Below are 10,614 nucleotides of genomic sequence, written 5' to 3'. Positions count from 1 at the left end.
CAGCTATATTCGATATCCGTAAAAGTTTGTTGCTTTTTCATTTCTCTGCACCGCCTGTGAATTGATAGTTCTATTTTACCAGAGTTCTCCTCTCTTCGGTAGAGGGGCGGATTAAATCAGAGGTTCCATAGAAATAGGAAAGAGTCTTTGCGGGAATATCGGCTTTTTTGTCCGTCGCCGCATAGGAAGTATCCGCTTTTCCATATCTCTGCGTGCCGGCGTCGAATCCTTTTAAGTAATAGATGGAAGAGCTGTCATAGGTAAAATCTTCCGCGGTCAGGGAAGACCATCGAAAATGATATTTCAGCGCAGGAAGAAGAAAGTTGATCCACTCTTCCGGCGGCGTACAGTTTTGAATCGCTTCCAGCTTGTTTTTGGAAAAACGCATGTTATCCACCGCATTGCTGACAAAACCGGTCGCACCGTAGGGGGTCGTCATGCCGAGATAGTAAAGGTCGACGACAACGACGGACGGCGTATGCTTTTTCAGAACCTCCTGCAGCAGGTAATAGGTAACGTCGATCGGCTGGCCTCCGGTGGCGTAATTAAAGCTTGTAATTCCGTACTGTTTCCATAGAACGTTTGGATCGATGCCGCCGTTCATGTGGCTCGACCCCATGAAAACGACGTCGTAGGGGTCGTCCGAATGATAAAGACCTTCAAGCAATTTGCCGCGGTGGTCAATCTTGTAAATGAACACACTGGAGATGGAGGAGAGGATCAGCGTCAAAACGGTCAGAAACAGGATTCCTTTACCAATCAGCTTTTTCAAAATCGGTCCCTTTCTAAAATTGGAAATAAATAAACTGCTGCGCTGTGTACTGGGATCCGTAAATTCCAAGAATCAGAATAACCAGAACAGCAGAAAAATAAGCGGTCCAGCGGACGGCAGGCCTTTTTTCAAGCAGGAGGGCGCGCAGGTCGGTTTTCCGGCTCAGTACATCCACGGCCAGAACGACGGCAATCCCAAGAATTCCGGCGAAAAATTCGGGCGCCGTCAGTCCGAGACGGAAGAGGGCGCCGCCCGAGAGGTCTGCGGGGCGAAACAGGCTGCCGATCAGCGTAAAAGCGTCCTGTACCGTTCCGGCGCGGAAAAAGATCCAGGCGAAATCCACAAGGACGAAGGTAAAGGAAGCCCGCAGAAAACGATTCAGGCGGGAATCCGGGTCGATGTTCAAGGCTGCAGCGGCTTTCCGGCGGGCCGGTTTCAGCAGCAGGCCGAAAATCTGGTATAATCCGTGCAGGGTTCCCCAAATGACAAAGGTGAAGGACGCGCCGTGCCAAAGGCCGCAGACGGCAAAAACGAGAAAAAGATTCAGGCATTGTTTGAAGAGAGAACACCGGTTCCCGCCCAGAGGGATGTAGAGGTAGTCCCGGAACCAGGCCCCGAGCGTGATATGCCATCTTCGCCAGAACTCCTTAATGGACAGAGAAAAATACGGTCGGCTGAAGTTTGTCGTCAGAGAAAAGCCCAGAACCTGTGCGGCGCCGATCGCAATGTTGGAGTATCCCCCGAAATCGCAGTAAATCTGGAACGCGAAGAAAATGCTCGCGACGGCGACCTCCGCGCCGGAATATTTGCCGGGACTGCCGTAAACCGTATTAACCAGCTGTCCCAGTCGGTCGGCAACGACCATTTTTTGAAAATACCCCCACAGCATCAGGAGAAACCCACGCCGGGCACGGTCATAATCAAACCGGTGAATCTCGCTGAACTGGTGCAGAAGGTCTTTGGATTTTTCGATCGGACCGGCGACAAGCTGGGGAAAAAATGAAACGAACAGGGCGTATTTTCCGAAATGCCGTTCCGGCCTCAGGTCGCCCCGGTAGACGTCCACTGTGTAGCTGAGCGCCTGAAAGGTATAAAAAGATATGCCGACCGGCAGCAGCAGATCGAATTTCATCGCTCCCGCGGACATTCCCATGGATGATATGACATCGGTATAAATTTCATCAAAAAAATTCAAATATTTAAAAACAACCAGAATTCCGAGGTTCAGGACAAAGCTTACGGCAACCCACAATTTTTTCCTCTTCGCGGCTTGTGCAGCGTCCGGCAAGGCGCCGGCTTTTTCAATCAGAAGTCCGCTGAAATAGGTAATAACGGTGGAAACGGCCAGAAGGATGCCATACTGGGGGCTCCAGCTCATGTAAAAAAAATAACTTGCAATCAAAAGCCAGAACCAGCGGAGCTTTTGAGGAAGGGCAAAATAGACAATGGTAACAACAGGGAAGAACAGCAGAAAAGAGCCTGATATAAACGACAAGAAGGAGGCCTCCTAAAACCGGTGCTTCCGTTTTACCGGAGCATATCCTTTATTGAACTATTTAACCATGTAATTATAAATCAAATGTTATGAAATTTCGTCTTTCTTCGAATTTAACATGAAAATTCCGTGAGAAATTTACAGCCGCATGAAAATCGGACCTGAAAAAAGCCGTCCCCAAGAAGGGACAGCCTTGCGGAGGAATGCTGTCAATCCTCATCTTCCTTGGGTGCGGGCGGCAGCCCCGTCGCAGCCGCTTGCCTTCCGAACGAAGGCTCCGGCAGGAAGGTGATAAACGATCCGATGACGATCAGCGCGATTCCAACGGCCATTGACGGCGTAATTGCTTCCCCAAGGATTACGAGGGAAAGCAGGGGGGCCAGCACGGGTTTGCAGAAAAAGACCAGGGCCGCTTTCGCCGCGCCGGCGGTTTCAATCGCGAGAAAATAAAAGGCGAAACCGCAGCCGGTCACAAATACGCCGACATAAACAAGGGCGGGAAGAGCGCCCAGACTGATACCGGAAAAAATCGGAACATCCGCGAACTGTGCCAGACCCGCGCCGCGCAGCAGAGCGGCGACAGGACGAAGATGCGAAAGAAAAATCAAGATCAGCATTTCGGCGCACCCGAACAGAAAGCTGAAGCAGGTCATTGCCACTCCGCCGTAACGGCCGCTCCGGGTGCGGCCGACCGCATTGTAAAGGGCAAAGGTCACGGCGGCGGCCAGAGAAAGAACGGTTCCCGCCGCGCTGCCCGCGAAAAGGAACGGATTGATCATGACCGCCATCCCGAACAGGCTCAGAACGATCGAAACCGCTGTGTTAAACCGTATTTTTTCACCCAGCATGAAAAACGCGAACAGAACCAGAAAAACGGAATTGCAGCTGAACAGGACGGCGACGGTGGAGGCCGGCGAATACAGAACAGCCATCTGGTACAGAATCATGCTGACGTTTACACAGATCAGCCCGGTCAGCGCGAAAAATGCAAGATCGCCCAAACGCGGACAAAAATTCTTTCGCCGAAGTTGTTTTACTGCCGGCGGCATCAGAATCAGGGAACCGATCAGGAAACGCAGAAACGTAAGCTGAATGGCGTTAAAGCTTCCGGCGCTCAGTTTTAAGGCGATTTCCATGGTGCTGAAAAGAAATGTTGCAAAGACGATGTAAACAGGACCTTTTTTCAATGATCAGACCTCGCATTTCAAAACTACTGCATAACAGTATAGCACGGTATGCAAGGCCTGTAAACTTATGTTGTTCGGGAATGCTCCTTGACAGCGTCCTTTTCAGGCGATACAATCAAAATAAAAAGACCGGGCGGGCTTTCGGCCCGCCCTAACAGGAAAAATATCCACGCATGAAGCGTGTTTTGAAAATCAAAATGATATTTTCTCTGCCGTCACTAGCGTATCCAGTCTTGCACTGAATTATCATTGCCAATTTTATGAATATTTAATTTAAGGCGTGATTAGAATGAAAACGTTAATCGCATATTCCAGCACGCACGGGTCTGCTGCCGAGTCCGCCGGTTTTCTTGCTGGAATTCTGGGGGACACCGATGTCGTCGACCTGAAAAAGGGCGATGCGAATCCGGCCGGCTTTGATGCCGTGATTCTGGGCAGCTCCGTCTACGGCGGGCAAATCCAAAAGGAAGTAAAGGATTTTTGCAAAAAATACCTTGGCATTCTCCTGCAAAAGCCCATTGGCATTTACCTGACCTGCCTTACGGAGGAGCGGGACGAAGTCCGGCGGTTCCTTGAAAACGGATTTCCATCTGAAATTGTTGGGCGGCTGACCGCTTTTTGCACGCCGGGCGGCGCCATTTACTTTACCAAAATGAATTTTTTGGAACGAAACGCATCAAAAATATTGTTAAACGGTATTTCGAAATCAAAAGGCGCGGGAAAAATCACCGACGGGAAAACGGATTATGTGACTCTTTCCAAAGAGAAGCTGGAGGCGTTTGCCCGAAGGATGGCGGGAAATCAGGAAAGGAATCCTTCATGAATTTTCAGTTGATCGCCCTCGATATGGACGGCACGGTTCTAAAAAACGATAAAACCGTATCGAAACGAACCATGGAAGCGTTGGGAAAGGCGGCGGCCCTCGGGATTCAAATCGTACCCGCGACGGGGCGGGTTGCCAAGACGGTGCCGGAAGAGATGCTGCGTCTGCCGGGCGTGCGCTACCTGCTGACCTCCAACGGAGCAAGTGTAGTTGATTTGACGGATCGGTCCGTGCTGTACTCCCATCCCATGACGATGGAAGCCTCCCTGCGGATCGTCCGCTTTTTTGTGTCCCGCGGTTATTTTATGGAAGCATACTGCGGCGGCGTTTCCTATGCGAACGAAGGAGAACTGCCGCCTTTGCGCAAGGCTGGATTGCCGGAGGAGTTTTTTCGCTATATCGACGCTTCCCAGACTTTTGTCAGCGACCTTGCGGGTTTTTTGGAGCGGAACGGAATCCCTCTGGAAAAGGTCAATCTTCCCTATGTCCCCGCCTTGGAGCGGGGCCGTCTGCGCCGCGAAATTCTGGCAATGGGGCCGTATTCCGTCACCTCCTCCGGGACGATCAATCTTGAGATCAATGACCGCTCGGCAAGCAAAGGCGACGGCCTGCGGCACCTCTGTGAAACCCTGGGGATCGACCGAAAGCGTGTCGCGGCGTTCGGGGACGGCGACAACGACAGGAGCATGCTGAAGTTTGCGGGACTGGGCGTTGCAATGGGGAACGCGGAGCCGGATCTTTTCCGGGACGCCGATTATGTAACCGGCACAAACGAAGAAGACGGCGTGGCGTCGGCCGTTGAGAAATTCATTTTGTCGGAAGAGAGTTAATTTTTTCTAGGCGGGGAATCCTGTAACGAATGAGTATGGTCCGATACGGAAGGGGAAAAAGAATGCGCCGGCTTGACCGATTGAAAAGTCAAATCTGGTTTTGCGCCGCGGCGGGAGGCGTTCTGACTTCTCTGGCCTTCGGCGTGTTCAACATCTGGTACCGGCATTGGCTGCCGTGGATGCTCGCCGCGGCGGGAGCCGCCGCGTGTATCCGATCTACCGCGGGTTACGGGAACCGCAGGACGCAGCTTCTTTCCGGAGTTTTCGGGGCGGCGATGTCGGCCATGTTTTTGGTCGGGCAGCGGATTACCGTTCAGCCGCCTTCTTTCGCCGGGGTCGGGAGGGAGGACGTTCTGCCGTTTGCAGGCCTTGCGCTCCTGCTTTGGGCGGCGACTCTTGCCCTGTTCCGCCTGTCGGAGCGACATCCGTTTCCAAAGTCCAGCCGCGCGCTGCCCGAAAGCCCGCGCAGCCGTTTTTTTTCCTGGGCGCTGTGGTCTTCAATTTTTGCCGCGTGCTGGCTTCCGTATTTTCTGACTTATTATCCCGGACTGATGACGGGAGACTCCTTTGCCTGCCTGGTTCGGGCCGCGGGGCGGGCGCCGGTCAACAACCAGCAGCCGGTTGTTTACCAGCTTTTCCTGAGAATGTTTTATTTGGCGGGAAATTTGCTTGGCAGCATGAATCGAGGCGTTGCGCTCTATTCTTTCACGCAGCTTCTGCTGATGGCGTCCGTGTTGGGCTATGCGCTGTACTGGTGCCGCATGCGCGGATGTCCGCTGCCGTATCTTTGGGGAACCGCGCTTTTCTTTGCCTTAAACCCCATTTACGGAAAATATGCGGTTACTATGTGGAAAGACGTCCTCTTCGGCGGCGCGATGCTTTTGCTGACGCTTTTCCTTGCCGATACGGCGGCAGCCCGGGGCGCGAATTTGCGGTCGATCGGCGGAACCGCGCATCTGGCGCTGACTTCATTTGCCGTTGCGTTCCTTCGGAATAACGGCGTCTATGTGCTGGCGTTTTCATTTTTGTGGCTGGCCTTTTTTTGCCGGGTTCACATCAAAAAAATTGCGCCCGTTCTGCTCGTTATCCTTACCGCCGTTATGGTGATTCAGGGCCCGGTTTACCGGCTGGCCGGAATTCCGAAAAACCGTTTTGACGAATCCGTCGGCGTTCCGCTTCAGCAAATGGCGCGCGTTGCCGCAAAGGACGGGAAAATGTCGGAAGAGGACAGGAACTTTCTGAATCGGGTGATGCCGATCAAAACGATTAAGGAATCCTATGATCCGTTTACCGTGGACCGGATTAAGTTCAATCATAAATTTGACTATACTTATCTGGCGCGGAATAAACCGGAGTTTCTGAAAGTCTGGGCGGATTTGTTTGTGAAGAACCCCAAGGAATGCCTGATTGCCCACATGATGCTTACCCTTGGGTATTGGCATATCGGGACCGGAAACTGGGTTACCGCAGCCGGCGTGGCTTCGTGGGGGGACGATACCTACGGAGTGGTTCCCTATAATCTGTTTGGAACGTTGACCGGAATCAATTCGAAACCCTATCTCGAAAAATGGTCCGCGTTCCTGGAGCATTTTGTGCCGACGGGAATGAGCAATAATATCGGTGTGGCCGTTTGGATGACGGCGTTTCTGGCAATTTACGCGCTGTTGAAACGGAGGTACGACCGATTGCTTCCGATGACGCCCGTCATTGGATTGTGGCTGACCACTATGCTGGCGGCTCCGACCTACTGCGAATTCCGCTATGTTTTTTCGTTGTTTCTGTGCGCGCCTTTCCTTTTATTCCAGATATATCGCGAGGGGAGAAGCGAATCGACGCCCTGAATTCCAGGCATGGCTGGTTCGGACTTGCCACAAAAAGCGCCGAGGGAATTTGTCCCTCGGCGTTACGGTTGATCTTATGATTTATTTGAGCGAATTATGATAAATCTGTTCCAGGTCTTCGAACTGAGGGGATACGATCAATGCCGCGAAATTACCGTCGCGTTCCACTTTGCATTTTTCCAGCATCGCGTATTCCTCAGGCAGATAATCCTTCATTTCGATTTCCTTCTGATGATAGCGGTCGCTCAGCTTTTCCTCAATCTTTCCGGCAGCGCTGTCGTCAGAAGCTTCAAAAAGCAGGATTTCATCGCCTTTGGTTCCGGTGGAGTCCACATAGGCCGCAAATTGTTTAACGTCCTTGGGGTCGACGCCGTAATTCGGCATAAGGTCTTCGGAAGAAAGGTCCATCATCTGAGTATTTGTAATTTTTTGCTTCATGTTTTCCATTACCTTGGTCAGGTCCGCTTCTTTTGGGGCTGCTTTGGAGCATCCGGTCCAAAGAAACAGGGCCGCGGCAAGCGTCAGGAGGAAAAGAAAAGTCCGTTTCATGCGGTTCAACCTCCGGTATGTGTCAGAATATAATGAATCCAGACGTCGCAGGCCGCATCCGTGAAATGCAGCCCAAGATCATCCGGGTCGCTGCAGTAATTCCGTTTCAACGATCCGGTATCGTCCCTCATCCCGGAGGCGACGTCCAGAAAATACCATCCATCCTTTTCACAGATCTCGGAAACCAGTTTGTTGTAACGTTCCAGGTTCGGATTATTCAGCGTTTTTTTCTGCTTGTCCGCAAGCATCGGTGTCGCGGACTGAATATAGATTTTTACGCCGGGGATTTTATCACAGAATCGTTTCGTCAGCGTTTCAAGATTTTCAGCCGCGCCCTCCACACCATAGGGAGCCACGTCGTTGATGCCGAGCATCAGATAGACTTTATCCGCTCCCATTTTTGCGGCGCTGTCTTCCAACAGTGCTTTTTCGCCGTTATAATAGGGATGGATGGAATCTTTGCCGAGCGGCTGCAGAGCGTTTCCGCTGCCCATGCTGCCCGCGGTGAGAAAAGCGGCGGTGCCGAAAAATCCCGGGTCTGATTTTCTCTTTTTCAAAACATAGTTTTTCAACTTCAGCGTGACGGAGTCTCCGACAAAAACCGCATGATCCAGAAAGGACGGGCTTGCCTCCGCGCTTTCCGCTACACTTTTCAAAACCGGTGGGATATAAGTTACAGAAGAAGCCGTCCGGCTTAAAACCGCGGAGGAGCCGCTTGAAGATCCTTCGGCGGAATTCGTGCCGGTCAGCGAGGGAGCGCTTTCTGAGGAAACGAGACCGGAACTTTCCTGATGAACAGCCGTCGAAGACGGCGAGGCGGAGACGACCGGCGCCATGGTCTGTTTACTCCCGCACCCGGACAGCAATACTGCGCCTATTAGGACGGAAACGGCCAAATGTCGTAACTTCATCCTTTTTTCCCTCCCGGATTAATCTGCAATCAAGTATACCATACACAGGATTCCAGTTTCAACCATTGTATCATAATCGTAACTAATTCATGGATGATAATAATTGCGGGAATGCCGGAACTAAGACCAAAAAAAGAAGCATGGCTGTGAGCCATGCTTCCGAATCCGTGATTAATATGTCGGATTGTTCGTTGATCCGAACCCTTTGGTTTCTTCACTTGATTCGTGCAATGCGGCGGAATATGCGCCGTAGCCTTTTCCCTGAGAATTCTGACCGCCAGAACCGACCGAATTTCGGCTCCCGCCGTCGCCGTCGCTCCGGTTTTCAAAGGTTGCGCATTCCGTTTTGACCTGACCGTTGTTAACCTTGGTCGTCCGGATATCGATGTGATCGGCGGAACAGGCCCGGTCCTCGTTATAAACGCATTTTGTCACTTCACAATGAATGTCCAGTGACGGATTCGGGGATTGATGATCGACCGCGTTTTTCGGGACCCCTCTGTTTTCTTCGGTGTCTATAAAATTTGCACAGTAGGTTTGGGTGCTCACGCTTGCGCGCGGGCCGCCCACCATAATATCGGGGCGGCAGCAGAACTTGCTTTTGTTATTTCCACAGCTTGTAACATCACAATGTAAATTCGTCATATTGCGGCACCTCAATCTTTAATTTTTATCTATTGTGTGCCGGACGACGCGGATTATTCCTGCCCAGTCTGATTTTCATGCAATTCGACGGCCCGCGCAATCAGTTGTTCCGTGCCTGAAATTCCGATGGAAGAAGTATCAACGCACAGATGATAATTTTCGGCGTCCCCCCATTTCTCGTCCGTGTAAAAGTGATAATAGCCGGAGCGCTGCTTATCCTGCTTTGCGACCCAGCCCGCCGCGCTTTCAGGCTGCACGCCGTACTCCGTTACGGCGCGCTCTTTCCGGAACGTAAGGTCGGCGCGCAGAAATACGCTGAACACGTTTTTCTTTCCCCGCAGAATATCGTCGGCGCAGCGGCCCACAATAACGCACGGCCCCGCTTCCGCCGCCTCTCGAATCAGTTTCGCCTGAAGCTGAAACAAACGGTCGTTGATCGGCAGGCGTCCGGATGCGATGGCGTTTTCCGCATAGGGATAGTTGTTTCCCATGATCATTGCATACAGAAGGTTGCTTCCGGCTTTTTCATCCGCCTGTTCCAGAATTTCACGGCTCCATCCGCTTCGCTTCGCGGCCGTCGCGATCAGCTCCCTGTCATAAAAAGGGACCGAAAAACGCTGCGCCAGCTTTTGTCCGATCTCCCGGCCTCCGCTGCCGTACTGTCTCGCGATGGTAATTACGGTTTTCATGCTGATTTCCCTCCAGTTCCGCTTCATTTGGATCTGCTTTCATTATATCATGAAACAAGAGGAATGAGGCTTTTTTTCCATGGATGTCTTCGCTTGACTTGCCTGCGAAATCAGATTATATTAAAATGAAAAGGAGCTTGACTGCAATGAGGGAGAAGAACAGAACGGGAAAAAACGATGTCCCGGCACGAAGGGAACTTGTCGATTATTGCCTCCGCTTTCCCGGCGCTTACGAAGACTACCCGTTTGACGAAGATCCGTCTTCGCCGGACGCCTGGACCGTCATGCGGCACAGGGAAAACCGGAAAAGCTTCGCGTTGATTTTTGAGCGCGGCGGGTTTCTCAACATCAACCTGAAATGCGGCCCTGCCGAGGCCGATTTTCTGCGCGGAGTTTACCGGAGCGTGAGCCCGGCGTATCACATGAACAAGGAACACTGGATCGGCGTCCGGCTGGACGGCGGCGTTCCGGAGGCGGAGCTGTTCGCCTGGGTGGAACGGAGCTTCCGGCTCACGCTTGCGCAAAAGAAAAGAAAGTCTTGACAAAAAATCCGGCCCGGCATATACTAAATATCAACATAAAAAACCGGCGAGTAAGAGTAGTACTCCGGGGTTGTATTTTCTTCAGAGAGCCGCAGGCGGTGAGATTGTGGCGGGGATGTTCCGGACGAATGGACTTATGAGGGCGGGACGAAAGGCTTTTTTGCCGAGTAGTGTCCGACGGGATCTTCACCCGTTACCAAGGAAGCGTGCATGGTGGTGCATGGAATGAGCGGGCGATTTTCGCCAACGTGGGTGGTACCGCAGGAGTTTAGGCTCTTGTCCCTGTAATTGCAGGGGCAAGGGCTTTTTTTGCGTGCTGCCGAAGCCGGA

11 protein-coding genes and 1 other annotated feature are annotated in these 10,614 nt (G+C 52.1%); of the genes, 4 read left to right on the top strand and 7 right to left on the bottom strand.

The window, feature by feature from the left end; genetic code table 11:
* Positions 1–70: 70 nt before the first annotated feature.
* From CAFE_RS06745 to CAFE_RS06735, 3 genes are all read right to left on the bottom strand, one after another.
* Positions 71–772, bottom strand: a complete 702-nt coding sequence (locus CAFE_RS06745) for a hypothetical protein (RefSeq protein WP_156990168.1) — start codon at positions 770–772, stop codon at positions 71–73.
* Positions 773–785: 13 nt separating this feature from the next.
* Positions 786–2,267, bottom strand: coding sequence for an MBOAT family O-acyltransferase (locus CAFE_RS06740; protein ID WP_156990167.1), 1,482 nt, complete (start codon positions 2,265–2,267; stop codon positions 786–788).
* 209 nt (positions 2,268–2,476) lie between these two features.
* The gene (locus CAFE_RS06735) at positions 2,477–3,454 is read right to left on the bottom strand and encodes a DMT family transporter (RefSeq protein ID WP_156990166.1); all 978 of its coding nucleotides are present in this window, start codon (positions 3,452–3,454) and stop codon (positions 2,477–2,479) included.
* 289 nt (positions 3,455–3,743) lie between these two features.
* Between CAFE_RS06735 and CAFE_RS06730 the strand changes: the two genes are divergently transcribed.
* The 3 genes from CAFE_RS06730 to CAFE_RS06720 all read left to right on the top strand — a co-directional run bounded on the left by CAFE_RS06730 (position 3,744) and on the right by CAFE_RS06720 (position 6,948).
* Positions 3,744–4,277 carry a flavodoxin domain-containing protein gene (locus CAFE_RS06730; protein ID WP_066647919.1) on the top strand — a complete coding sequence of 178 codons (534 nt, stop codon included), beginning with the start codon at positions 3,744–3,746 and terminating at the stop codon, positions 4,275–4,277.
* A complete protein-coding gene (locus CAFE_RS06725) occupies positions 4,274–5,107 on the top strand; it encodes a Cof-type HAD-IIB family hydrolase (RefSeq protein ID WP_156990165.1) in 834 nt (277 codons plus the stop codon). The genes CAFE_RS06730 and CAFE_RS06725 overlap by 4 nt, the downstream gene beginning before the upstream one ends.
* Before the next feature lie 62 nt (positions 5,108–5,169).
* Positions 5,170–6,948: a DUF6020 family protein gene (locus tag CAFE_RS06720; RefSeq protein ID WP_156990164.1), complete on the top strand. Its 1,779-nt coding sequence runs from the start codon at positions 5,170–5,172 to the stop codon at positions 6,946–6,948.
* A gap of 81 nt (positions 6,949–7,029) precedes the next feature.
* On the opposite strand, the gene CAFE_RS06715 is transcribed toward CAFE_RS06720, so the two are convergent.
* The 4 genes from CAFE_RS06715 to CAFE_RS06700 form a co-directional block, all read right to left on the bottom strand.
* The gene (locus CAFE_RS06715; RefSeq protein ID WP_066647911.1) at positions 7,030–7,497 is read right to left on the bottom strand and encodes a DUF4358 domain-containing protein; all 468 of its coding nucleotides are present in this window, start codon (positions 7,495–7,497) and stop codon (positions 7,030–7,032) included.
* A gap of 5 nt (positions 7,498–7,502) precedes the next feature.
* Positions 7,503–8,408: a GDSL-type esterase/lipase family protein gene (locus CAFE_RS06710; RefSeq protein ID WP_156990163.1), complete on the bottom strand. Its 906-nt coding sequence runs from the start codon at positions 8,406–8,408 to the stop codon at positions 7,503–7,505.
* 171 nt (positions 8,409–8,579) lie between these two features.
* Positions 8,580–9,053 carry a DUF1540 domain-containing protein gene (locus CAFE_RS06705; RefSeq protein ID WP_066647906.1) on the bottom strand — a complete coding sequence of 158 codons (474 nt, stop codon included), beginning with the start codon at positions 9,051–9,053 and terminating at the stop codon, positions 8,580–8,582.
* A 53-nt stretch (positions 9,054–9,106) separates the two neighbouring features.
* Positions 9,107–9,742, bottom strand: a complete 636-nt coding sequence (locus CAFE_RS06700; RefSeq protein WP_066647904.1) for a cytidylate kinase-like family protein — start codon at positions 9,740–9,742, stop codon at positions 9,107–9,109.
* 146 nt (positions 9,743–9,888) lie between these two features.
* Here CAFE_RS06700 and CAFE_RS06695 point away from each other — a divergent pair, with 146 nt between their 5' ends.
* Positions 9,889–10,284, top strand: coding sequence for an MmcQ/YjbR family DNA-binding protein (locus CAFE_RS06695; protein WP_066647902.1), 396 nt, complete (start codon positions 9,889–9,891; stop codon positions 10,282–10,284).
* Positions 10,285–10,321: 37 nt separating this feature from the next.
* Positions 10,322–10,571: a binding site (T-box leader), on the top strand.
* Positions 10,572–10,614 lie beyond the last annotated feature (43 nt).

The sequence above is a fragment of the Caproicibacter fermentans genome, from assembly GCF_009746625.1.
GTDB classification, from domain to species: Bacteria; Bacillota; Clostridia; order Oscillospirales; family Acutalibacteraceae; genus Caproicibacter; species Caproicibacter fermentans.
Note: the sequence above shows the minus strand (reverse complement) of the source record. Positions and strands in the feature narration are given on the sequence as shown.

Coding starts and splice junctions, on each gene's coding strand:
- CAFE_RS06730 (WP_066647919.1), top strand. CDS start 3,744: ATGAAAACGTTAATCGCATATTCCAGCACGCACGGGTCTGCTGCCGAG.
- CAFE_RS06725 (WP_156990165.1), top strand. CDS start 4,274: ATGAATTTTCAGTTGATCGCCCTCGATATGGACGGCACGGTTCTAAAA.
- CAFE_RS06720 (WP_156990164.1), top strand. CDS start 5,170: ATGCGCCGGCTTGACCGATTGAAAAGTCAAATCTGGTTTTGCGCCGCG.
- CAFE_RS06715 (WP_066647911.1), bottom strand. CDS start 7,497: ATGAAACGGACTTTTCTTTTCCTCCTGACGCTTGCCGCGGCCCTGTTT.
- CAFE_RS06710 (WP_156990163.1), bottom strand. CDS start 8,408: ATGAAGTTACGACATTTGGCCGTTTCCGTCCTAATAGGCGCAGTATTG.
- CAFE_RS06705 (WP_066647906.1), bottom strand. CDS start 9,053: ATGACGAATTTACATTGTGATGTTACAAGCTGTGGAAATAACAAAAGC.
- CAFE_RS06700 (WP_066647904.1), bottom strand. CDS start 9,742: ATGAAAACCGTAATTACCATCGCGAGACAGTACGGCAGCGGAGGCCGG.
- CAFE_RS06695 (WP_066647902.1), top strand. CDS start 9,889: ATGAGGGAGAAGAACAGAACGGGAAAAAACGATGTCCCGGCACGAAGG.